At 62.6% G+C, this 23621-nt stretch carries 23 protein-coding genes; 9 read left to right on the top strand and 14 right to left on the bottom strand.

Annotated elements, in window-relative coordinates:
• Nucleotides 1–56 precede the first annotated feature (56 nt).
• From atpE to HRU82_14085, 3 genes are read right to left on the bottom strand one after another with little or no spacing between them, the layout of a single operon-like run.
• Nucleotides 57–287, bottom strand: coding sequence for an ATP synthase F0 subunit C (gene atpE, locus HRU82_14095; GenBank protein ID QOJ36010.1), 231 nt, complete (start codon nt 285–287; stop codon nt 57–59).
• Between the two features lie 35 nt (nt 288–322).
• On the bottom strand, nt 323–1072 hold the full coding sequence (locus HRU82_14090) for a F0F1 ATP synthase subunit A (GenBank protein ID QOJ36009.1): 750 nt from the start codon (nt 1070–1072) through the stop codon (nt 323–325).
• A gap of 28 nt (nt 1073–1100) precedes the next feature.
• A complete protein-coding gene (locus HRU82_14085; protein ID QOJ36008.1) occupies nt 1101–1319 on the bottom strand; it encodes an AtpZ/AtpI family protein in 219 nt (72 codons plus the stop codon).
• Between the two features lie 167 nt (nt 1320–1486).
• Here HRU82_14085 and HRU82_14080 point away from each other — a divergent pair, with 167 nt between their 5' ends.
• From HRU82_14080 to HRU82_14070, 3 genes are all read left to right on the top strand, one after another.
• Nucleotides 1487–2971, top strand: a complete 1485-nt coding sequence (locus HRU82_14080; protein ID QOJ36007.1) for an anthranilate synthase component I family protein — start codon at nt 1487–1489, stop codon at nt 2969–2971.
• Entirely contained in the window at nt 2971–3852 is an 882-nt protein-coding gene (locus HRU82_14075) for an aminotransferase class IV (protein QOJ36006.1), read from the top strand. Before HRU82_14080 ends, HRU82_14075 begins: the two co-directional genes overlap by 1 nt.
• Nucleotides 3853–3990: 138 nt before the next feature.
• Nucleotides 3991–4656, top strand: a complete 666-nt coding sequence (locus HRU82_14070) for a lytic transglycosylase domain-containing protein (GenBank protein ID QOJ36005.1) — start codon at nt 3991–3993, stop codon at nt 4654–4656.
• Here the strand turns inward: HRU82_14070 and nadB are convergent.
• Both nadB and HRU82_14060 read right to left on the bottom strand, forming a co-directional pair.
• A complete protein-coding gene (gene nadB / locus HRU82_14065) occupies nt 4562–6238 on the bottom strand; it encodes an L-aspartate oxidase (protein QOJ36004.1) in 1677 nt (558 codons plus the stop codon). The genes HRU82_14070 and nadB overlap by 95 nt on opposite strands.
• Before the next feature lie 12 nt (nt 6239–6250).
• Nucleotides 6251–6760 (bottom strand): hypothetical protein, encoded by a 510-nt coding sequence (locus HRU82_14060; protein ID QOJ36003.1) that lies wholly within the window; start codon nt 6758–6760, stop codon nt 6251–6253.
• Between the two features lie 176 nt (nt 6761–6936).
• Here HRU82_14060 and HRU82_14055 point away from each other — a divergent pair, with 176 nt between their 5' ends.
• The 4 genes from HRU82_14055 to HRU82_14040 all read left to right on the top strand — a co-directional run bounded on the left by HRU82_14055 (nt 6937) and on the right by HRU82_14040 (nt 9985).
• Nucleotides 6937–7032 (top strand): AURKAIP1/COX24 domain-containing protein, encoded by a 96-nt coding sequence (locus HRU82_14055; protein QOJ36002.1) that lies wholly within the window; start codon nt 6937–6939, stop codon nt 7030–7032.
• Nucleotides 7033–7063: 31 nt separating this feature from the next.
• Complete coding sequence (locus HRU82_14050) at nt 7064–7282, top strand: hypothetical protein (protein ID QOJ36001.1); 219 nt, start codon at nt 7064–7066, stop codon at nt 7280–7282.
• Between the two features lie 94 nt (nt 7283–7376).
• Nucleotides 7377–9107 carry an ABC transporter ATP-binding protein gene (locus tag HRU82_14045; GenBank protein ID QOJ36000.1) on the top strand — a complete coding sequence of 577 codons (1731 nt, stop codon included), beginning with the start codon at nt 7377–7379 and terminating at the stop codon, nt 9105–9107.
• Nucleotides 9108–9121: 14 nt separating this feature from the next.
• On the top strand, nt 9122–9985 hold the full coding sequence (locus HRU82_14040) for an acid phosphatase (protein QOJ35999.1): 864 nt from the start codon (nt 9122–9124) through the stop codon (nt 9983–9985).
• 3 nt (nt 9986–9988) lie between these two features.
• Here HRU82_14040 and HRU82_14035 read toward each other — a convergent pair whose 3' ends face one another.
• Nucleotides 9989–12688 (bottom strand): cation-translocating P-type ATPase, encoded by a 2700-nt coding sequence (locus HRU82_14035; protein QOJ35998.1) that lies wholly within the window; start codon nt 12686–12688, stop codon nt 9989–9991.
• Nucleotides 12689–12896: 208 nt separating this feature from the next.
• Here HRU82_14035 and HRU82_14030 point away from each other — a divergent pair, with 208 nt between their 5' ends.
• The gene (locus HRU82_14030) at nt 12897–13340 is read left to right on the top strand and encodes a hypothetical protein (protein QOJ35997.1); all 444 of its coding nucleotides are present in this window, start codon (nt 12897–12899) and stop codon (nt 13338–13340) included.
• Between the two features lie 21 nt (nt 13341–13361).
• Here the strand turns inward: HRU82_14030 and HRU82_14025 are convergent, their stop codons facing one another.
• Nucleotides 13362–13979 carry a hypothetical protein gene (locus tag HRU82_14025; protein QOJ35996.1) on the bottom strand — a complete coding sequence of 206 codons (618 nt, stop codon included), beginning with the start codon at nt 13977–13979 and terminating at the stop codon, nt 13362–13364.
• 193 nt (nt 13980–14172) lie between these two features.
• Between HRU82_14025 and HRU82_14020 the strand changes: the two genes are divergently transcribed.
• Entirely contained in the window at nt 14173–14532 is a 360-nt protein-coding gene (locus HRU82_14020) for a PilZ domain-containing protein (GenBank protein QOJ35995.1), read from the top strand.
• A gap of 9 nt (nt 14533–14541) precedes the next feature.
• Here HRU82_14020 and HRU82_14015 read toward each other — a convergent pair whose 3' ends face one another.
• The 7 genes from HRU82_14015 to HRU82_13985 all read right to left on the bottom strand — a co-directional run bounded on the left by HRU82_14015 (nt 14542) and on the right by HRU82_13985 (nt 23557).
• On the bottom strand, nt 14542–15555 hold the full coding sequence (locus tag HRU82_14015) for a sodium:calcium antiporter (GenBank protein QOJ35994.1): 1014 nt from the start codon (nt 15553–15555) through the stop codon (nt 14542–14544).
• Between the two features lie 111 nt (nt 15556–15666).
• Nucleotides 15667–17202, bottom strand: coding sequence for a response regulator (locus HRU82_14010; GenBank protein ID QOJ35993.1), 1536 nt, complete (start codon nt 17200–17202; stop codon nt 15667–15669).
• A gap of 92 nt (nt 17203–17294) precedes the next feature.
• Nucleotides 17295–20420: an efflux RND transporter permease subunit gene (locus HRU82_14005; protein QOJ35992.1), complete on the bottom strand. Its 3126-nt coding sequence runs from the start codon at nt 20418–20420 to the stop codon at nt 17295–17297.
• The gene (locus HRU82_14000) at nt 20417–21688 is read right to left on the bottom strand and encodes an efflux RND transporter periplasmic adaptor subunit (GenBank protein ID QOJ35991.1); all 1272 of its coding nucleotides are present in this window, start codon (nt 21686–21688) and stop codon (nt 20417–20419) included. The genes HRU82_14005 and HRU82_14000 overlap by 4 nt, the downstream gene beginning before the upstream one ends.
• A 149-nt stretch (nt 21689–21837) precedes the next feature.
• Entirely contained in the window at nt 21838–22692 is an 855-nt protein-coding gene (locus HRU82_13995) for a universal stress protein (GenBank protein QOJ35990.1), read from the bottom strand.
• Nucleotides 22693–22816: 124 nt separating this feature from the next.
• Nucleotides 22817–23278 (bottom strand): hypothetical protein, encoded by a 462-nt coding sequence (locus tag HRU82_13990; GenBank protein QOJ35989.1) that lies wholly within the window; start codon nt 23276–23278, stop codon nt 22817–22819.
• Between the two features lie 6 nt (nt 23279–23284).
• Nucleotides 23285–23557, bottom strand: coding sequence for a hypothetical protein (locus tag HRU82_13985; GenBank protein QOJ35988.1), 273 nt, complete (start codon nt 23555–23557; stop codon nt 23285–23287).
• Nucleotides 23558–23621: the final 64 nt, after the last annotated feature.

The raw sequence follows: 23621 nt of genomic DNA, 5'->3' as shown, positions 1-23621 counted from the left end.
TTGAGGGTGGCGAGCCGACTCACCGGCCAGAGGGCCCGGGCTCGTCCGTCGAAGGCCTACTTCCGCAAGCCCATGATGATGAACGCAATGACCAGCCCGTACAGCGCGATCGCTTCGACCAACGCGAACCCGATCCACATGTACTTGCCGACGCGGCCTTCCGCTTCCGGTTGCCGGGCCACGGCCTCGATCATTTTGCCGAAGATGTATCCGATACCCACGCCGGCTCCGGCAAAACCCGCCGCCGCCAATCCCATGCCCACCAACGCTGCTGCTGCTGCATCCATTGTTTGTCTTTCCTCCCTTATGTAGACAACGCGACTTAGTGTGCGTGCTCGCTATGACCGTGCAGGGTAACCGCATCCCCCAGATACACACAGCTCAGCACGGTAAAAATATAGGCTTGAATGAAGGCAATGCCGACCTCGAGGCCGTTCATCGCAATGGTGAACGCGAACGGCAACCAGCCGATCAACAACCCTCCGCTGATTGCCAGACCGAACAAGACGCCCAGAATGACATGTCCGGCAGTCATGTTCGCAAACAACCGCACCGCCAACGAGATGGGACGCGCCAATTGACTGATCAATTCAATCGGGATCATCAGCGGTAGGAGCCATCCCGGTGTACCGGGCGGTACGAGAATCCCGAGGAACTTGGCGCCGTGGAGGGAAAAGCCCAACACGATGCTCAAGCCGTAGATCCCGAGTGCAAACACCGCCGTGACAATGATCTGACTGGTAACCGTGTAGGAACCTGGAATCAGGCCCAAGAGGTTCGCAAAGAGGATGAACAAAAACAAGGTGGCGACCAGCGGGAAGTATTTCATCCCGGCTTCACCCATCGTGTCCAAGATGATCCCACGAATGAACTCGACGATCAGTTCGGCCAAGTTTTGCAGCTTCCCTGGGACCAACTTCCGAGACGCGGCGGCGGAGATCATCAAGAACGCCACGAGCCCGACGATGACCCACATGAGGATCACCGCTTTGTTGACGGAAATATCGATACCGGCCGGGGCCAGGGGAATCAGATCATACAACTCGAATGCATGTAAGGGGCTTTCTTCCACGATGATCCTTTTTCTGTCGGTGATACCCTCAACCTTGCCAGCGTTGCGCCGCCCGATAGGCATTGCGCACACCCGCAGCCGCTCCCAGGCCCAACCCCACGACCAATCCCCAGGGATTGGAACCGAAGAGGTACGTATCGACGACCCAACCGATCCCTCCCCCGACGATCAACGCAGCGAGCAGTTCCGTCCCAATCCGGACAGCCTGTCCGAGCCCCGCATATAACGGGTCTTGAGAGGGGGGCATCGCGTACTCGCGTGCAGCACACTTCCGCACAGTCGGAGGGTGCACCCGTGGCGGGCGCGCCATTCAAGCAAATTCGTTGGGGACTTGTCAAGAAGTCGGCACCTATGCCGGGGCTCGCGGATGCGGTATAGTTTCATTTTCTGTGCTGCCACCTGCTCGCACACCTCATGACCCTGTCACCGGACACAGCCTTCCTCAAGGGTGCCCCACAACCCTTGGTCGTCGTCCGCCCGCAGCCGACGGCCGATGTGTTCGAACTGTACCGACGTGTGACGAAGCCAGGCCGGCCCTCCCTCCTACTGGACAGCGCCAATGCCGCGGGGCCGGTCGCGCGCTATTCCTTCATCTGTAGCGAGCCCTATCTGACCCTGACCGGCCGGGGCGCCGAGTACACCATTCAGAGCGAAGGGCAACAACAACGGGGCATCGGATCGGCGGTCGAGGTACTCCAGGAGCTACTGCATGACTCGGCGATCGCCAGACCGCCGGGATTACCCCCGTTTTATGGCGGCGCAGCTGGCTATCTCAGCTACGACCTTATCCGTTCCTTCGAATCCCTTCCCTCGTTGGCTGTCGACGATCTGCGGCTGCCGGACCTCCACATGGTCTTGCTCGATCTGGTGGCAGCCGTCGATCACCGGACCGGCCTGCTCTACCTGATGTATTGCCCTCCCTTGGCTCGCTTTCTGTCCGAACCGCGGGAGAAACTCTACCGGGAGGGATGCGACCGCCTCGCGGAATTCGAAGCGCGCCTGACGACTCCCCTGCCCCCTCTCGACCGCTTGCCTTGGTCGGGAGGCATGAGCTTCGAGCCGGGACAAACGGCGGAGGATTACAAAGCCCGCGTCCGGCAATGTAAGGAGTACATCGCAGCCGGCGATATTTATCAGGCCAACCTTTCCCATCGCTTCATGCTGCATAGGGACGGCCAGGGGGGACGCGCGGACAGGGAAATATATGCCGCCACCCTCTATCACCGGCTCCGGCAGGTGAATCCCTCACCCTTCTCCGGACTCGCGCACCTCGATCACCTGAGTCTGGTCAGTTGTTCCCCTGAACGGTTGGTGCAGCTGACGGGATCCGTGGCCAACACTCGTCCCATCGCCGGTACCAGGCGACGAGGCGCCACCCTCGAAGAGGATCGCCGCTTACAGGCGGAGCTAGTCGTCAATGCGAAGGAACGGGCCGAGCATGTCATGCTGGTCGACCTGGAGCGGAACGATCTCGGCAAGGTCTGTCGCTACGGGTCGGTGCACGTCGATGAGTTCATGACCGTCGAGCCGTACTCGCACGTCAACCACCTCGTCTCGTCGGTCACAGGCGTTCTGGCTCCTCACCGTTCACCCCTGGACCTGGTCAAGGCACTGTTTCCAGGCGGCACTATCACAGGCGTGCCCAAACTGCGATGCATGCATATCATCGAGGAATTGGAGCCCGTCCGGCGGGGCCTCTACACCGGAGCGCTGGGATATTTCAGTTGGAGCGGAGACTTGGATCTGAACATTTTGATCCGGACCCTCGTGCTGACCGGGCGGCAGGGGTACCTCCAAGTAGGCGCCGGCATCGTGGCCGACTCCGATCCCGATCGCGAATATGAGGAAACGCTCGCCAAGGCGGGCGCATTTTTTCACCTTCTGGAGGGCAGCCGCTGATGTGGGTGTTTTTGAATGATCGGTTTGTACGCAAGGAAGAGGCGCTCGTCTCGGTCTTTGACCATGGGTTCCTGTACGGGGACGGCGTCTATGAAACCATTCGCTCCTATGGTTCCAGAATTTTCATGCGTGATCAGCACCTCGCCAGGCTTCGGCGATCAGCCGAAGCCATCGGATTGACCATTCCCATTCCGGAAGGAGATTGGCCGACGCTGCTCCATGAGGCCATGCGCCGCAACGACGTCGGCAATGACCGGCACGACGCCTATCTGCGGATCACAATTTCCCGCGGCGAAGGAGAGATTGGACTCGACCCAAGTCTCTGTCCCAAGCCCACGGTGGTGATCATGACCAAGCCGTTGCAACCGTTGCCGGCAAGGCTGTTTGAAGAGGGTGTCGCCCTCACCGTGGCCCGGACCAGACGCAATCTCCCGGAAGCGCTCTCGCCCCAGATCAAGGCCACCAATTTCCTCAATAACATTCTGGCGAAACGTGAATCGATCGCGGCAGGAACCTTCGACAGCCTGCTGCTGAATTGGCGGGACGAATTGACTGAATGCACCATCAGTAATCTTTTCTTTCTCTCCGAGGGCGCATTACGGACGCCGGCGCTCGACTGCGGCATCCTGGACGGCATCACCAGGGGCATCGTGATTCAACTGGCGCAGGAAGAGGGCCTCGCGGTGCAAGAGGGTCACTATCGGCTACAGGACTTGCAACAGGCGGCAGAGTGTTTCCTGACCAACACCAGCATGGAGATCATGCCCGTCGGCCATCTCGATTCACTGACCATCGGTGGTGGCAAACCAGGGCCCGTCACCCGCCTCCTTCAGGCGCGATTTGTCGCTGGCCGCACGCGATTCCTCGAACCATCCGCCTAAGCGCCAGGCCGCATCACGCGGATTATCAACCAGTTGCGCGGTTTATCCGGCAGGAGGGTTTTTGACAGGCCCAGGGACAGCTGCTACGGTTGATGCATCACACTTCATCCGTGCTCGCACATCGGAGCTTCCACTCAGATGGCCTCTCGATCGGCAATTCCACCACTGTTATGGGCATCGGCCACCATCCTGCTGACGGCAGGAACGGCCCTAGCCGATGTCTACCAGTACGTCGATGCGAACGGAACCATCTCTCTGACGAATGTGCCGAATGATCCCCGCTACCGACGCGTCAGTTCGAGTCTTCCCCATCCGCGAAGCGTCATCTCCGACGGTGAATTGGCGCCCGTCATCGCTCGTCACTCCCGAGCCCACCGACTTCACCCGGCCCTCATTCGTGCCATCATCAAGACCGAGTCCGACTTCGACCCGATGGCGGTGTCCCGGGCGGGGGCCGTGGGGCTCATGCAGTTGATGCCACAGACAGCCCTGCGCCTCGACGTGAGGGATTCCTATAACCCGGATGACAACATCGGCGGAGGGACGAAATATCTACGGCAGCTTCTGGATCGATTTCAGGGCAATCTCCCCCTCGCCCTCGCTGCCTACAATGCCGGAGAGCATACTGTAGACCGATACCGAGGCTTGCCGCCCATCGAAGAGACCCGAGAGTACGTGAAAAAAGTGCTGCGTTATTACCGCGCCTTCCTTATGAACGACCGGATTTCCGTTTCCCACCCTTCCCATTCGGCGCCTCCTGCGATACGAGCACGAGGTCTCTCGCCTTCGCCCCAACCCCGGTAACCTCGTCGGAGCCCAAGCAGAGGCGACTGTGCGCCCGCCACCCGGGCAGGTTGGCCTCGGCAAAATCGGACCGGTAATGAGCCCCCACACTATTCTCCCGCCACAACGCCGCCTCCGTGACACAACGAGCGACCTGCACCATATTCTTGACCTCCAAGGCCGCCCGCGACGTGAAGGGATGGTCCAACAGCCGCATCCACCGCACCAATTGTGCCGAGGCGGCGATCAGGGAATCCCGCGAACGCACGACTCCGACCTTCCCCCACATCACACGCCGGAGTGAGCTTCGAAGTTTCTCCGGATCATCCAACTCAATCGGTCGCCCCTCCTCCAACTCCTCGACGGTGGGTAGCGTGGTGGGCAGGGAGGAGCGCCCTGCATGGGCAACGGCAGCCCGAGCAGCCCGCATCCCGAACACCAGACCTTCAAGCAAGGAATTGCTGGCCAGACGATTGGCCCCATGGACTCCGCTACAGGCCACCTCTCCCGCGGCATACAGTCCCGGCAGCGTGGTGGCGCCGTCCACATCGGTCCAGACGCCCCCCATCATGTAATGTGCGCTGGGAGAAACCGGAATCCACTCCTCGGTCATATCGATGTCGTACCGAAGACAGGTGGCATAGATGGTCGGAAACCGCCGCTTCACGAAGGCCGCCCCCAGATGCGTCACGTCCAAATACACGTGGCGCGCCCGCGTGGCCGCCATCTCCGACCAGATGGCCCGCGACACGACATCCCGAGGCGCCAACGCCCCGTCAGGATGATACCGGTGCATGAACAACTCGCCCTTGATGTTGCGCAGTCGGCCGCCTTCCCCCCGGATGGCTTCCGAGAGCAGAAAAGGCGGACTGGACGGCAAGTAGAGCGACGTGGGGTGGAACTGCACGAACTCCATGTCCGTGAGCACCGCCCCGGCTCGAAGCGCCATCGCCATGCCGTCGCCGGTGGCATTGCCGGGATTGGTGGTCCGCGCATAAACCTGCCCGGCCCCTCCGGTGGACAGCACGACCGCACCGGCCGCCAGGAGGGAACGTTCCCCTGTCAATTCGTTCAGCACGATGGCCCCGCAACAGCGCCCCTCCAACACCAGCAGGTCCACGGTAAACCGCCGGTCGAGTCGGTGGATGCGGCGTTGCCGCGCCGCATGGGCCATGAGCGCCCGCACCATTTCATTGCCCGTCGCATCACCGCGGGCGCGGAGGATGCGGCTCCGACTGTGAGCGGCCTCGCGGGTATAGGCAAACCGCTTCCCGATCTTGTCGAACTTGGCACCCCAGGCGATCAGTTCCTGGATGCGATCCGGCCCCTCCTCGACCAGCACGCGGACGGCTTCGCGGCGGCAGAGTCCATGTCCCGCCTTCAAGGTATCGGTCAGATGGCTGCCGACGTCGTCTTCCTCGCTCAGCGCCACCGCCACGCCCCCCTGCGCGAACATCGAATTACTCTCGTAGGGATGGCCCTTGGTCAGCATCAGAACACGCCCGGCTCGACTCAGTTCGATCGCCGCGCGCAAGCCGGCAACCCCGCCGCCGACGACGAGAAAATCCGTTTCAAGCTTATGGGAGGAGACTCGTACAGACAAGGTTTCTTCGAGCTAGGGCTTCGCCTGCCCCCTCGTGGCGGGCTCACTCACACGCGTTCCCATCCCGAACGGCAAATCCCCCTGGGCCTCTCGAAGCAGAATGGATTGTGTCCCCGTCCACGCGAGACGGGCATGGCCACGCTGGCGAGTGCCGGCCTCCGTCGGCTGCCGTTTCCACTGTCCCTGCCAATGCACGAACACATCGATGTTCTCTCCCTCGATCAGGATGCGTTCGATGGCGAACTCGAGTTGAATATCCCGGAAGGTCTCAAAGTCGCTCTGCACATCTCGCTGGATTTGTTCCAACGATCCTGACGGGAGCAGGAGCGCTTCAACTCCGCTCAGGTCCCGATCCACATAGGCCTTCCGTAGCGACTCCACCGCCTTGTCGATGCGGAGAATACGATCGTGGTCCTCAGGATACTGCATCGTTTTCCCGGCGCAGCCCACTGCCAGGACCAACAGCAGCAGAACGAGCCCTCGGAGCGCAACACCTGCGACCAACGTGTGAAGACCGAACATGGCGCAGTATAGGAAGCTCCGCGGAAAGAGGTCAAGGCAAGCCCTCAAGGGAAGGCCTCGCCAGAGCAGCACGAGCGGAGCGCACCCCACTCGAACGCTCCGTCGATGCATTGACGGCTTGCATTTTGGTATGAAACCCACTAGACTCGCGCGCCTAGTAGCTGGAGATTGAACGTATGGCGAGTGTCCTCAAGAAACGCCGGAAGAAGATGCGCAAACACAAGTACAAGAAATTGCGCCGGCGTCAGAAATTCTTGCGTCGCAAGAGCTGAGATCATCACGACATAACGGACGGAGGGATCCGTGCCCGAAGGAAAAAAGGTTCGCATCCGCGTTCGAACGGTGAACTGTACCTATGTCGGGGATTTTCTCATCCCACCCATGCGCAACCGCGTGTCCGACGCGATCAACGAAGAGCAGCGGCTGTTCATCAGCCTGACTGACGTGTTGATCAACGAGAAGGACCGGTCCGACTTCGTGGCGATCAACAAGAACCTGATCGAGTCCATCGCTCAACTCTAACGCAACCCCGTCATGAAGGCCGGAGCCTGTCCACGCGCCGCCCACAGCCGCGTGTTCGCCCTCCACACTGCCTTGATACAATCGTCCTAGCGCCATGTCCTCCTTCAAACGGTTCCTGCCCTTCCTGAAGCCCTATTTTCCCCGCATGATTGCGGCCGCGATCATGGTGATGGCGGTCGCCGCCGTCAACCTGGCGCTGCTCCGCCTCGCGGGATCGCTGTGGGATGTCATCACCGTCCAGCGCGACGAAGCCCACATGACCCAGATGATCCTCTTGTTCTTGGGCCTGGTTCTGCTGCAGGGCTTCTGCTTGATGGGCCACAGTTACTTGACCGCGTGGGTGTCACAGCGGGTGGTCGCGGATTTCCGCACCCATCTCTTCGCCCACCTCCACACCCTGTCCGTCAATTTCTTCTCCAAGCGGCGGACCGGGGAGCTGATGTCCCGTCTGATGAGCGATGTCACGGTCATCCAGAACGTCGTAACGGATACCCCGATCGATGCGGCCAAGCAGATCGTGACCTTTGTCGGCGGCGCCGGCTTCCTGTTTGCCATGAACTGGCGGCTGTGCCTGCTTATTCTGGTACTGCTCCCGCTGCTCGTCGTCGTCGCCAAGCTCTTCGGTCGGCGGTTGCGAGCGCTCTCCACGACCATTCAGGATCAGACCGCCTCGGTCAGCACGCTGGTGGAGGAGGTCATCGCCGGCATCCGGGTGGTGAAATCGTTCGTCCAGGGCAAACGGGAGGAACAACGGTTCGTCACCCAGGTACAGGCAGCGCTCGAACTGGCCTTGCGCCGTGCCGCCATCATGGCGGTGTTCGTGCCGACGATCACGTTCGTGACCTTTGCCGCCGCCGCCGCCGTGTTGTGGTTCGGAGGACGGCAGGTCATCGAGGGCACCGTCTCGCCCGGCGACCTGTTCGCCTTCGTCCTGTTCGCCGGCATCCTGATCGGCCCGTTCGGATCGGCCGCCAGGGTCTTCGCACAGATCAAGGAAGCCCAGGGCGCCATGCAGCGAGTGTTTGAGATTCTCGACACCCATGCCGAGATTGCCGACGCGCCGGACGCGGTCGATCTCCCGGCTGTGCAAGGCCATGTCCGCGCCGAGCACCTCAGGTTCGCGTACGACGCCCGCCAGCCGGTCCTCTCGGACGTGTCCTTTGAAGCCAAGCCCGGCGAACTCATCGCGATCGTGGGGCCGACAGGATCGGGCAAGACAACGATCATCAATCTGCTGCACCGTTTCTACGACCCGACGGCGGGACGTCTCATGATCGACGGGCACGATCTCAGGGGTGTGCGCCTGGAGAGTCTCTACCGCCAGATCGCCCTGGTGCCCCAAGAAACGATTCTGTTCGGCGGATCCATCCGCGACAACATTCGGTATGGACGCGAGGATGCGCCCGAAGCCGACATCATCGCCGCCAGCCAGGCTGCTCACGCGCACGAATTCATCATCGGATTCCCGGACGGCTACGACACCATTGTAGGGGAAAAGGGCATCAACCTCTCGGGAGGGCAACGCCAGCGGGTGGCCATCGCACGGGCGATCCTGAAAAATCCCCGCATTCTCCTGCTGGACGAAGCCACTTCGGCGCTCGATACGGAATCGGAACGGCTGGTGCAACAGGCCTTGGAACGGCTCATGGTCAACCGCACGACCTTCGTCGTGGCGCACCGCCTCAGTACCATCCAACGCGCCGATCGGATTCTGGTGCTCAACAAGGGCCAGCTCGTCGAAGAAGGCACCCATGCCTCCCTCTTGGAGCGGCAAGGGCTCTATCATTACCTCTATACGCTACGCCTGAGCGAATTACCGGCCTGACCCAAGGAGGGTCCATGACGCAGCTCGCAGTCTTCGTCCTACTCCTGGCGACCTGGATGCTGCCCGGTGGGGCGATCGCGCAGAGCCCCCTGCCGCAACCGGATCACATCGTCATCGTCATCGAGGAAAACCATGCCTTCGATCAGATCGTCGATTCTCCGGCAGCGCCCTACCTGAACGACCTGATCAAACGGGGCGCCCTCCTCACCCAATCCTATGGCGCCACCCATCCCAGCCAACCCAACTACATCGCATTGTTTGGCGGGTTCATCGAGGGGATCGTCAAAAACACCTGTCCCCACCAGCTCTCGACACCCAATCTCCGCAGCTCGCTCGCGGCGGTCGGTAAAACCTTCACCGGGTACGCCGAAGACCTACCCTCCGTCGGCGCGGCGGACTGTGTCGCCGGCGGCTACGTACGCAAACACAATCCATGGGTGAACTGGCAAGGCGCGCCCACCTACCAGGTCCCGGCCGAGGAAAATCGCCCGTTCGCCGATTTCCCCACCGACTTCTCTCAGCTGCCGACCGTCAGTATCGTGATTCCCAATCAGGCCAATGACATGCACGACGGCTGGGACCCGGGACGGATCGAGCGAGGCGACGAATGGCTCCGCTTCTACCTCGACCGCTATGTGGAATGGGCCGCCACCCACAACAGCCTGCTGATCGTCACGTTCGACGAAGATAACGGCAAGTCCGACAACCGTATTCCGACGATTCTCGTCGGCCCCATGGTCAAACAGGGGCGATTCGATGAACGGACCGATCATTATGGGCTGCTGCGCACGCTCACGGACCTGTACGGCGCCGAGCCGGTCGGACTCGGCGCCAAGGCACGCCCCCTCACCAGCATCTGGGCTGAACCGCGGCGGTAGGCCTCACGGTTTCCTCCACCGACACCACATCTTCCAAAGTTCCAGCGCCAGGAACGGCAGCACGCCGAATCCCAGCATCAACCACCAGTCGTTTCCCCGCAGCGACACGACCTTGAAGATCTCCTGCCCCCAGGGGCTCAGGAGAATCCCGACCTGCAGAAGAGCCGACAGCAGGACCGCCGCCACCAGGGCCGGATTCCCGAAGACCCCCAGTTGAAACAGCGAGTACCGGTCATGGCGGGAACTGAACGCATGGAACAGTTGCACCAACACCAGTGTGGTGAACGTCATGGTCCTTGCGGAGTCGACATCTTCATGCCACCACGAGAGGGTAACGCCGAAGACCACCAACGTGGCCGCCGCCATCAAGCCTCCTTGCGCGCAGATGGCGAGAAACCGAGCACGGTCCAGCAGCCGGGCTTGAGGATCGCGGGGCGGACGTTTCATCACATCGGGATCGCCGGGATCCACCGCCAGAGCCAAAGCGGGAAACCCGTCGGTCACCAGATTGATCCACAGAATCTGGATGGGCAGCAGCGGCAACGGCCAACCCACCAGCGTACTGCCCAGCATCACCAGCACTTCGCTCAGGTTGCAGGACAGCAGATAGTGGACGGCCTTCCGAATGTTGTCGTAGATGCCGCGGCCTTCCTCCACAGCCGCCGCAATCGACGCAAAATTGTCGTCGGTCACCACCATATCCGAGGCTTCCTTCGTCACATCCGTGCCCGTCATGCCCATCGCGATGCCGATGTCGGCTTCACGCACGGCGGGAGCATCGTTCACGCCGTCGCCGGTCATGGCCACGACCGCTCCCCTGGCACGCCACGCCTTGACGATGCGGAGCTTATGCTCCGCCGAGACCCGCGCATAGACGGAGAAGGTCCGGACACGGTCCGCCAACTCTTCGTCCGTCAACGCATTCAACTCGATCCCAGACAGGGCCTGCTGGGGACCGCTGGAAAATCCCGCTTCACGCGCGATGGCCAACGCCGTCTCCTTGTGATCCCCGGTGATCATCACCGTCGTGATGCCGGCCGAGCGGCACAGCTCCACGGCGGTCTTGGCTTCGGGGCGCAACGGGTCTTTCATGGCCGCCAACCCCAGAAACGTGAGCTGCGTTTCCACATGCTCGGGTGAAAACTGGGTCGCGTCCGAATCTAGCACCCGCCGCGCGAACCCCACCACACGCAAGGCCTGCTGGGCAAACCGTCGATTGGCCGTCCCGATCTCCTCGCGAATCTCGTCGGTCAACGGCGTGACCGTACCGTCGAGAGCGACCACCTCGCAGCATCGACTGAGCAAGACATCCGGCGCGCCCTTCACGTAGGCCACGAGACCATCCCCCGATCGCCGCACCATCGACATCATCTTTCGATCGGAGTCGAAGGGAATCTCTTGCACCAACGGATGCCGTCGCTCCAATTCGTCCTTTCGCAACCTCGCCTTGGCGCCCGCAACGAGCAACGCGCCTTCGGTCGGATCACCCAGCACCGTCCAACTTCCATCGGCTTCCTTGAGAGAAGCGCCGTTACAGAGGATCGCATCGGTCAAGAGGTCCTGCAGCCCGCCGCACGACGAATCCCCGTCGAGGATGGCTCCTGCCGGGTCATACCCTTCGCCGGTCACTCCGTACACCCGTCCCTCCGCATAGAGATGCGTGACCGTCATCTCATTTTTGGTGAGGGTCCCGGTCTTGTCGGTGCAAATCACCGTCGCCGCGCCCAAGGTTTCCACCGCAGGCAATCGCCTGATCAGCGCGTGCCGTTTGACCATGCGCATGACGCCCAGGGCCAGCGTCGTCGTCACGATGGCGGGCAGGCCTTCGGGAATCGCAGCCACCGCCAGGCTCACCGCCGTCAAGAACATGTTGAAGGCCGGCTCGCCCCGTAGCAGTCCCAACAGAAAGACGACGGCGACGATGCCCAACGACAGCAGCAGCAGGACGTGACCGAATTGTTCCAAGCGCCGCTGCAACGGCGTCGGTTCGACCGGCACGGCGGTCATCAGGGTCGCAATGCGCCCCAACTCGGTTCGCGCACCGGTGGCCACGACCAGCGCGCGTCCCTTCCCGGCCGTCACCGTCGTGCCGAGGAACAGCATGTTCCGCCGATCGCCGAGCGGGAGATCCTCATGACCCAGCGTGGCCGATTCTTTTTCGACCGGAGTGGATTCTCCGGTCAAGGCCGACTCCTGCGTCCGCAAGGCCACCGACTGGACCAGTCGCGCATCAGCCGGCACCTGGTCTCCGGCCTCCACCTCGATCAGGTCACCCGGCACCACGTCGCGAGAGGCCAGCGACTGTCGAACGCCGTCACGTACGACGTGCGCATAGGTGACGGCGAGCGTCTTGAGCGCGGCCAACGACCGCTCGGCCCGATACTCCTGGACAAACCCTAAGAGGCCGTTCAACGCCACGATCGCCATGATGGCGGCGGTATCGATCCATTCGCCCAGGAGTCCGGACACGACGGCCGCGCCCACGAGGACCCATACGATCACACTGGTGAATTGCGCGAGGAAGATCTTCCAGGGAGAGAGGGGCGCGGCCTCGGGCAATTCGTTGGGACCATGGAGCGACAGTCGTCGCCCGGCCTCGGCTTGCGTGAGCCCTTCGCGGATGGACACGTCGAATGCTTGACCGAGATCATCGATCGGATAGGCATGCCATCGGTCGGAGGCAGCGGAATGCTGGTCGTCCATCCTTCCCCAATCCTTCTCTCCCTGGGAGGGAGCCTAAACGCCGGTGCCGAAAAAATCGACCAGCAGCCGCCCCCGGGGCTCAACCCTACCGAATTCGCGCCGATAGAGTATCGACGAAGGACGGCGCCATGGCTCCTGATAGGAGCGTCGTTCCCGCAGTGGGAACACCCGTCGCTCGCGTATGACGCCCTGTCCGCATGGTGATGTCATGTTAGGCTCTTCCCGGTCGGCCCCGAAACCGATTCCCGACAGCCTCCGCAACAGCCTGAAGGAGTTGCGCCAGGGGCTGCTGAACCTGCATAAAGCCTTGATCGTGTCGGAGCAAATCACCTACGAACGCATTTACGGCCGCATCGCGTCCTCGGGCCAACTGCTGCAACTCGTCATGAACGACCCCTGGTTCGCCTGGCTCCACCCGCTCTCACATCTGGTCGTGCGGATCGACGTGGTGTTGGAAGATCCCGAGGACATTTCACTCGAATCGGCCCAGACGCTGCTCGCCGATGCACGCGCCATGTTGCGTCCGTCGGAGGAGGGCGATGGGTTCGAGCGCAGCTATTACGAAGCGCTGCAGCGCACCCCCGATGTGGTCCTCGCCCACGCCGGCGTGAAAAAACTGCTCAGCACGGCGGTGCTCGCAGCCGCAGCCTGACCCCGGCGCGCGGCCCGACCCTCAAAACAGCGGATGGTGCGGAGAAGAGGAGAAGGGCGCCGAGCGCGGCGCATCCCCCTTGTTACCCAAGAACCGCCAACCGCCTTTCTCGTGGACGAGATAGTGCACCTCTTTGAACCAGCTATCCAGCGTGATCCGTTCGCTCGATTGCAGGTCCATCCCGTACAACCCGCCGGTACAGGTCAGCTCGACCCGCGGGCCATCAACGCCGGGAATGATCCTCATCTCCGAGAACAGATGCGTCGAGGACAGGTCTCGATAGTGCTCGAACACCTCGCGCCAAATCCGCTCCACCTCGGCGAGATGAAGACCATGGTAGTTGTACGCCGACGCGTAGAACTCCATCAGCGACGTAAGGTCCTGCTTCTGCAGTGCCCGCTCCGCCTGCTTGAAGGCCGCCAGGACAGCTTGCACCGTCGGATCCATGCGGATCACCTTTGCCTCGGTCACGGTGCGCCCCTCGCCGATCAGGACCATCTCGGGCAAGACCTGCACGACCGCATGAACCGGCTGTCCGATCAGCAGGCACAAGCAGCCTCCCGCCAGCCACACGCCCAGCCTCGCTCGCATCCATCCGCAGCGTCGATGGTGACCGACGTGCACTCCCCATATGTTCATCCTTGTTCCTCTCTTCCAGACGGATGCGTGGTGCCCTTTCCCTTTGGCGCCTCAGGGCTTGGCGCTAGACTACAGCCAACGGAGTCATCTTTCCAGTTCGCCGTCACGCGACAATCCGGAGTGCGGCCTCGCCCGAGAGCGTGGGCGAGCGCCGAGCGAGTCCAAGGGCGCGTGTCAGAAAGGGGACGACCGCATGCCGAAACGCAGAACCGCCCGAGTCGCCATCACCCGTCCAGTTGAAATTCAGGGGCCACATGGAATCAGCCACGGCACGTTGTGTGATTTTTCTCCGAGCGGCGCTCGCGTGTGCCGGACGGAGGTCAAGGTCCACTGCGGCATGCGGCTGACGCTGCGGTTTTCGCTGCCGGACCGCATGGAACCGATCGAATTGAAGCAGGCCGTCGTGAGTTGGGTCGGAACCCACGAGTTCGGCATTGGGTTTCCCAAACCCTCGCGGGAACTCCGGGCACGGTTCGAAACGGTGTATGAGCTGTTGCTCGACGCCCAAACGGCCGACACGAACGACCGGGTGATTTCGCTCCGCCTCTCATGACGGACGGGATCACCGAAAGAGCAACCACAGTCCGCCAAGATACGCCACAATCATCACCAGGCTGTCCGGTTCGATCAGCAGGTACCGTTTTTCCACTCGGTACATGATGCCCATCAAGCCGACATTCATCATGAGAATCGCCCACAAGGCCGTCAGGGCATGGGCCGAATCGATAACAGCCAACAGCGGCCCGCCACGGTAGGCCAGATCGGCAAAGACAAAGGCGGCCATGTTGAACGCATTGCTGCCGAAGAGATTGCCAACCGCCAAATCGAACGCCCCCAAACGCACGGCGGCTAGCGACGTCACCAACTCGGGCATGGTCGTTACGATGGCCACCAACGAGGTCCCGACAAAGGTGGCGCCGACTCCGTAACCGTCCGCGATGGTTTTTGCCGACTGCGCGAGCAGCGGCGCTGCAACCAGCAGCCCCAGGGTCGAGCCAAGGAACCCCATGGTCGCGCGCCGCACCCCGTCCCGCCTGATCGCGCATTCCAACGGTCCATCAACCGCCGCCTCTGCCAAGGCCTGTTGCACCCGCTGCCGCCGCTTGACGTCCTCCTGCCGAAAGACGACCCGCATGCCGAAGACATACACCAGGAAGAGCAGACCACTTCCCATCCCCACACCGCCCGGTCCGACCTCGCGGGCGAACAGGATAAGGAACGCGGCCAAGCCGGTCAGGATCATCGCCAACGCAGCCACCAATGTATGCTCGAAGGCCGCCTGTTCCCACACCCGTTTGCCGCGGTGAAGCAAGTCCAGCAGCCCCAACGTCAACATATTCGCGAGCCCCGCCCCGAACAGATCGCCGGCAGCCAGGTTCGGTGCGTCGAGCAGCACGGCACTGACCGTCGTCAAGACCTCCGGTAAGGAGGTCGCGGCGGCCATCAACACCACCCCGATCCAAACGCGCCCCAACCCCGTCAAGGCGGCGAGTTGATCGCCATAGGCCGACAGGCGGGTGCCCGCGACGACGATCAGCAGGCCGCTGACCACGAGTTGTCCCCATGCGGCAATCATTGCGGGTTCGTGTAGAGAGGAGTTCGAAAGCGTCTCGCTCAACGGAGTGCTGAGTGTGCCTGCCTCTTGCATCGAGGTCAAGCCGATCCAATCACGGCAGGAGACACTGCGTCAGGGCGGGGACTGGGGCAGGAGCATGTCCGCCACCTTGTCGATGAGGGTCTGCGGTAGGAAGGGCTTCTGCAGGTAGGCCGCCTGGGCATCCACCCCGTGCGAGGTCAACATATCTCCGGCATATCCCGAGATGAACAGGACCTTGAGCCGGGGAAACATCGCCTTCGCTCCTTGCACCAACACGGCAGCTTTCATTCGCGGCAGGATCACGTCGGTGATCAGCAGGTCGCAGCCGCCTTTGCGCAGCTGCAGCATCTGCAGGGCTTCCACGCCATCCCCCGCCGCCAAGACTTCGTAGCCCTGGTCTCGCAGTACCGCCGTCATGAGGCCTCGAATCCCTTCGTCGTCCTCCACCAGCAACACCGTCGCACAGGTAGCCGGACGCGCCGGAGCCGGCGCTGTCGCTTCGACCTCTGCCGTCGGCTTGAGCACCCGCGGCCACATCACGGTAAATCGCGTGCCTCGTCCCGGTTGGCTCACCACCTCGATGTAGCCGCGACTTTCCTTGACGATGCCGTATACCGTCGCCAACCCGAGGCCGGTTCCCCGGCCCGCCTCCTTGGTGCTGAAAAACGGCTCGAAGATATGCGCCAAGGTCTCGGGGTCGATGCCGGAGCCCGTATCCTCGACGACCATTTTGACGTAGGGACCGGGAACCGCGCCGGGATGCGCCCGCACATAGGTTTCGTCCAAATCGGCATTGCCGGTCTCGATCGTGAGGATGCCGCCCTCAGCCATCGCGTCGCGCCCGTTGAGCGCCAAATTAAGCAGGACCTGTTCGATCTGCACGGAATCGCCGAGCACATGCCCGGCTTGCGGATCGAGCACAATCACCGTCTGGATCTGCTCACCGATCAGGCGGCGCAGAATATCTTCCATGTCGCGGACCAAGGTGTTGAGCGGCACGTCGCGTTGCTCCAACACCTGCCTGCGGCTGAAGGTCAACAGCTTCTTCGTCAAGGCGGCCGCCCGCGCGCCGGCCTGGCCGATCAACTCCACCTCATGCCGACAGGGATGCGAGCCCAGTTGCTGCATCACGCGCTGCGCATGCCCCGTCACGACCATCAGGAGGTTGTTGAAGTCGTGCGCGATGCCCGCCGCCAGCCGCCCGAGCGCCTCCATTTTCTGCGACTGCCGCAGGCTCTGTTCATCCTGCCGACGCGCCGTCAGATCAATGATGGTTTCAATCACGTGGGTCCGCCCGTCAGTCGTGGCGGCCTTGGCCCAATGGATCAACAGGGGCCGGCCGTCCGGCAGCGCCACCTCTTCGGAAAGAATTCCATCATGGATCAAGGCATCCGGCATGCGACAAAACGCGCAAGGACCGGCCTGCCCGACAATCTTCTGAAAGCACCGCCCGCCTGCGATAGGACCGAAGGTCTTCACGGACGTCTGGTTTTGAAACTGAATCGTATGGTCGGCGGGATCGATCACGGTCACGCTCACCGGTTGCGAGTCGAGCAGCGCGTGCGGATCGTACAGCGGGCGACCGGACGGGGGAGTGGAACCAACCATGGAATATCCTCTGGTCATGCTGGATTGAACGAAGCGACGGTATGAATCCTCGTTCTGGTTGTACTACATCATCTCGCACAGTCAAGGAGATCGTCGATTGGAAATTCGTCCTACACCCACTCCGGCGCCTGCTCGCGCGTGAGTTCGGGATCGGCAAAGGCCCGGTAGAGCGCCGGCAAGACCACCAGCGTCAAGAGCGTCGACGTGACCAAGCCCCCCACCACGACGGTCGCCAGCGGCCGCTGGACCTCCGCGCCGATACCCTGCGCGAGGGCGAGCGGCAGCAACCCCAGCAACGTCGTCATCATGGTCATGATCACGGGGCGCAGCCGCAGCACGCAGCCCGCCATGATCGCCGCATCCATCGGCTGACCTTCATTGCGAAGTTGATTGATGTAGGACACCAGCACGATCCCGTTGCCCACCGCCAAGCCGAACAGTTCGATGAAACCGATGGACGCCGGTACGCTCAGGTACTGACCGCTCAACCAGAGCGACACCAAGCCCCCGATCAAGGCGAACGGCAGATTCAGGATGATTAACGTCGCATACCGAAGCGAATGGAAGGCCCAGAACAACAGAAAAAACACGAGCCCGAGTGTGATGGGCACGACCACCAGCAGCCGCGCGTTCGCCCGCTCCATGTTTTCAAACGCCCCGCCCCAGGTCACTGTGTACCCCTGCGGCAGGCGAATCCGTTCCGCCAACTTCCTGCGCCCCTCATCGACCACCCCGCCGATGTCACGCCCCACCACATTAAAGCCGATGTAGATCCGGCGCTTGACCTGCTCGCGGCTGATGCGCGCCGGGCCTTCCCGCATTTCGATGGTGGCCAGTTCGCTGAGGGGAATCGGCGCCCCGGAAGCGGACCGAACCCGAATATCTCCGATGGCCGCGATGCTGTTGCGGTACTGGGCGGGAAACCGCAGGATCAGTTGAAACCGGCGCTCTCCTTCATACACCTGCGTGGCGGGTTTGCCGCCGACCGCGGTGGTGATGATGTCCTGCACGTCGGACACGTTGATCCCATAACGCGCGATCTTCTGCCGGTCGATATCGAGCGTCAGGTACGGCTGCCCCGCCACCTGCTCTACCTTCACGTCTTTCACGCCCTCGATCGTCCGCAGCAGGTCCGCGATCGACTCGGCTTGTCGGTACAACACCTCCAGATCATCGCCGAACAACTTGATCGCGCAGGCGGTGCGAATCCCGGAAATCAATTCGTCCACTCGTTCTTGAATCGGCTGACTCATCAACACGGAGATGCCGGGAATTTCCGCCAACCTGATCCGAATCGCATCCACCAGTGCGGACTGCGTTTTGGCGCTCGTCCATGACCCGCGCGGCTGCAGTTGTATGACCGGATCACTTTCATTCGGTTCTTCCGGGCCCACCGCGATGTCCGGCCGCCCGATCTTGCTGACCGCCATCCGCACCTCGGGGAATTCCAGCATGGCGCGATGCGCCTGTTTCTCGATCTCGATCGACTCCGGCAGGGAGACGCTCGGCAGCCGCACGATCTGCGGCGTCAGCGCCCCCTCCTCCAAAATGGGAATGAATTCTCGTCCCACGAAGGGAACCAGCGTCAGGCTCGCCAGCACGACCGCCGTCGCGCCCGCCAACACCGCTCCACGGTGGGCCAACGTCCAGCGCAAGACCGGTTGGTAGCGCGCTTTCATCCAGCGCGTCAGTCGGGTCTCCTCCGGATGGTCGCCGCGCAGCACCAAGGACGCGAGCACGGGCGAGAGGGTGAGGGTGACGACGACCGACGCCAGCAACGAGATCACCAGCGCATAGGCCAACGGCGCAAACATCTTTCCTTCCATGCCGTGCAGCGTCATCAAGGGCAGGAACACGACGCTGATGACCAGGATCCCGAACAGAATCGGCCGCCCCACTTCGTTGGTGGCCCGCAGAATGACTTCGAGCCGCGAGCGTTCGCTGTGGCGATTCTCAGACAGGTGGCGATAGACGTTTTCCACCACCACCAGCGACCCGTCGGCAATCTCCCCGATCCCGATGGCCAACCCGCCCAAGGTCATGAGGTTGGCGGAGAGCCCCGCCCGCTGCATCACCAGAAATGTCATGAGGGGCGTCACCAGCAAGGAAGCCGTCACCACGATTGCGCTCCGCACATGGCCGAGAAACAGAAAGAACACGAGCGTGACCAGGACGATCCCTTCGATCAGGGCGTCGCGCACGGTATTGATGGCGGCGGTCACCAGCTCGATGCGGTCATAAAAGGGCACCAGCTCTAGGCCGTCGGGAAGGAGCCCGTCGCGCTGGATCCGCGCCACCCGCTCCTTCACCGCGCCGACCACTTCCCGCGCATTGCCGCCGCGCAGCATCAACACCGTGCCCGCCACCACCTCTCGCTCGCCGTTCAACACGGCCGCCCCATGCCGAACCGCATGCCCGATACGGACCTCGGCCACGTCGCGGACGAAGACGGGAGTCCCGCCGACCTCCTTGACGATGATGCTCTCGATATCGGGAATGGCCTTGATCAGGCCCACCCCGCGCACGATGGCCCGCTCCGCATGGCGCTCCAGCACGTTGCCGCCCGCATTGGCATTGTTCTTCCCCACGGCGTCGAATACCTCATGCAACGTGAGGTCGTACTTGCGCAACTTGGCGGGGTCCACCAGCACCTGGTACTGCTTCACAAACCCGCCCAACCCGTTCACGTCGATGACACCCGGCACACCCTTGAGCACCGGACGGAGCACCCAATCCTGCAGCGTGCGTTGAGACGTCAATTCCAGTTCCTTCGAGGCCGCATCCGTCGCCGCCGGGGGACCGTCGAGATAGTACTGATAAATCTCACCCAGGCCGGTCGTCACCGGCGCCATCACGGAGTCGATGCCCGGCGGCAGCCGCTCCTTCACCGTCATCAGCCGCTCCATGACCAATTGGCGCGCGAAGTAGACGTCGACTTCGTCATCGAACACCACCGTCAACTGGGAGAGCGCGAACTTGGAAAGCGAGCGGATCTCGCTCAGCCCCGGCAGGCCGGTCATCTGGAGTTCGATGGGATAGGTGATGAACCGCTCCACCTCGACCGGCGAGAGGCCCGGCGCTTCCGTCAGTACCTGCACTTGGACGTTGGTCACGTCGGGATAGGCGTCGATGGGAATCGACTGGAAGGCAATCAGTCCCGCTCCGGCCAGCAACGAGAGCAGTCCCAGGATCAGGATGCGCTGGCGCAGCGAGAATTCGAGGAGCGATGCGATCATGGCGTGGGTTCGACCCTGTGGATTTCGACCTCCGATTTGAGTGCGAACGCCCCCTTCACCACCACCTCTTCACCCTCCCGCAGTCCTTCCAGCACCATCACGTGCTCGCTCTGCTCGTCGCCCAGCACCACGCGACGCGGCTCGAAGCGGTCGTCCGCCCGTTTCACGAAGATCATCTTCCCCCCATCGATCTCTTGCACCGCCGCCAGGGGCACCCGCAGGGCCTCCTGCACCGTCGCCGTATAGACCTGGACCATGGCAAACATTTCAGGCTTGAGCAAGCGATCGGGGTTCGGCACCGTGACGCGCAGGCGCATGGTCCTGGTTTCCGGATCAAGCACGTCGCTGATGTGGGTGATGGTGCCGGAGAAGAGCGCATGCGGATAGGCCGGCACGACGACCTTGACCGACTCATCCGGACGAATGAACCGGACATCCTTTTCCGGCACGTTGCCGATCACCCACACGTCGGACAAGTCGGCGATCACGAAACATTTCTGCGCGGTCTCGATGACCTCGCCGCGCGTGATATTACGGACGATCACTCGGCCGGCGAAGGGCGCACGGATCGCCACATCCGAGCGGATGGTCTGCTCGCGGTCCAGCCGCTGCAGCTCCTGCGATGCCACGCCGAGCAACGTCAGGCGATGGGCGGCTTCCCGCGCGTCCGCTCGCGCCGTTTTCATCTCGGCTTCCCGCCGCTGAAGTTCCGCCAGGCTGATCGCGCGATGTTCGTGGAGATTGGCGGCCCGTTCATAGGCCAACTGGGCCTCATGCTGGCGGGCCGACGCCTTGAGGTAGGCCCCCTCGGCCAAGCCCAAGTCGGCGCTGTCGAGCAGGGCGAGCCGCTCTCCCTTCTTCACATCCTTGCCGACATCCACCGACACCTCCACGACCCGGCCACGGATCAGGGTCGTCACCTCCGCCAGTTCGTTGGCGTTGGCCTGCACGGTGGCGGGAAACTCCCGATGGACGGTGAACGGCTCCGCTTTGACCCGCAGCACGTCGATCCCCGCCCGGGCCATCTCCTGTTGGGTCAATCGAACGATGCCCTCGACCGACCGGTTCGCCGGATGAGCGGCAGGGTTCGGGGAAGGATCGCGGTCGCATCCCTGGGCCGCGAGGAGCAGGACCCAGACCAACAGGGGGACCGGCCTGAGGCGACGCAACGAAACCGACGGCCATACCCATCGCACCGAACCCCGACTCACACCTATCACGGTTGGTGTCATGCTCCGATCACCGGCTCGCCCCAGGTCGTGACTCATGGAATCAGCAGGGAACGTGCCCGGCCGGACAGGTGATTTCGAAGGGAACGGACAGGCCGTAGCAGCCTTTTGCTACGGCCTGCAGGGCAGGAACGGGGTGAAATGCCACAGCCGGACCGGCCGGCGCATGGGATGAACAGGCCGTCACGTCAGCGAACGACGAGCACCGAACAGCGGCTGTGCTGCACCACCTTCGTGGAGATGCTGCCGAGCAGGAACCGCGCGATCGCGCCCATGCCCTTGGCGCCGGTCACGATGAGATCCACCTTTTTCTTCGAGGCGACCTTCAGAATCTCGTCGGCTGGTTTGCCCAACCGCACGACTTCGTCGACCGTAAACCCGGCCTTCAGGAGTTTGTCTGCGCATTGTTCGACCAGCCGAGCGCCGGCCTCCTTCAGCTCGGGATAGTTGAGATAGGGCATCACATGGGTGACCACCACCTCCAGCGGCTCCGCCCCCTCCCGCGCATCCGGTCGCCACTTCGTCAGCACGAACTTCACCGCTTTCTCCGAAGCCTTGGAGCCGTCGGTGGCCAGCAGGATGCGGCGCACAGGCCGCGGCTCCTCCTTCACAATGAGGACCGAACAGGGCGCATGGAGCGTCACCTGGGTGGACACGCTTCCCAGCATGAAACGATCCAGCGCATCCAGCCCCCGGCTCCCCAGCACCACGAGCCCGTCCCGTTGCGGGGCCAGCTTCAAGATGGTTTGCCCCACCGGCCCACGCTCCGACGACAGCTTGGCCTTGAGACGCAACGACGCCACCTGCGCCTTGGCCTCCACCATCGTTCGCTTGCTCTGGGCTTCAATGCGTTTGATCTCTTCCTGAATGAACGGTTCGTTGCCGATCACTACCGGCTGAAACATCACCGGCGAACGCAAGGCCTCCACATCCGTCACATGCACCAGCGTGACATCCGGCTTCTCTTGAAACGGTACGTGCACCACCCATTCCGTCGCCCATTTCCCGTACTTGGAGCCATCCGTCGCAATCAACACCTTCATGGTCACACTCCTCTGGTTCCGCCGCCGACTCACCGGCTGTGCAGGTCTCGCGCCACAACGCCGCCGCATCTTCGCCGCAACGGCTCGCGAGGTCAATAGGGAGTGGGAGGAGTGGGAAGATCGGCTACGGTCGCCGCGAACGACTCAGGCGGCGCAGCAGACGCCCCAGCAGCGCGCCGAGCCCTGCGCAGAAGAGGCCGGCCGCCGCCGTAATGGAGAGTTCGAGTGCCCAGACATGATGGACGGCAGGGTTGTTCCAGCCATCCACGAGAATACGCGCCCATACCGCGGCCGGGACCGCAGCAGCCGGAACAAGCGCAATGACCCAGAGCCGTGAGAGCAGACTCCACCCCAAAATCAAGGCGGCCGCCCCCACCACGAACAGGCCCGGCCCTGTCAGCGCATCGGGCAAGGTGAGGCGACGAACGGGAATCCACCAATAGGGCAGCCCCACGGCGAAAAAGCAGACGGCGAAGGCCGTCAGGAACCGAAGCGGCTCGGGATCCAATCGGAAGCGACGAGTGGGACGCATGGCCTGCGGGCGGCGAAGGGGCACGTTGAAATAGGTAGCCAGCTGCAGCAGCACGATGGGCTAGAGGAGATGGCTATAGATGGCGGGGGCGCGGCGGCGCCCGACGGCCTGGCGACTCCAGGAGGATCGCAGATCCCTCTCCCGCGACGGCCCGAGCCCCGCCACCCGGCGCAGCAACGCCCACAGTGACTGCAGCAGGGTCCATCCCACCCCCCGCTGCGCCACCCGCCGTGATGGCTCGCTCTCGCCCCCAGCCAGACAGACACAACACCACAGGCGCGACCACCCGCCTCGTTGAGCGGCAACGGATTGTCTTGCGCGTCGAGTTTCCACAGTGGCTCCTCTCAGGTTGATCGGCTGAACCTTGCGAATAGAGAGGAGCCTATCACCGGCTCGG

The sequence above is a fragment of the Nitrospira sp. genome, assembly GCA_015709715.1.
In the GTDB taxonomy this organism is placed as follows: Bacteria; Nitrospirota; Nitrospiria; order Nitrospirales; family Nitrospiraceae; genus Nitrospira_A.
This window is presented reverse-complemented; position numbering and strand designations above follow the sequence as displayed.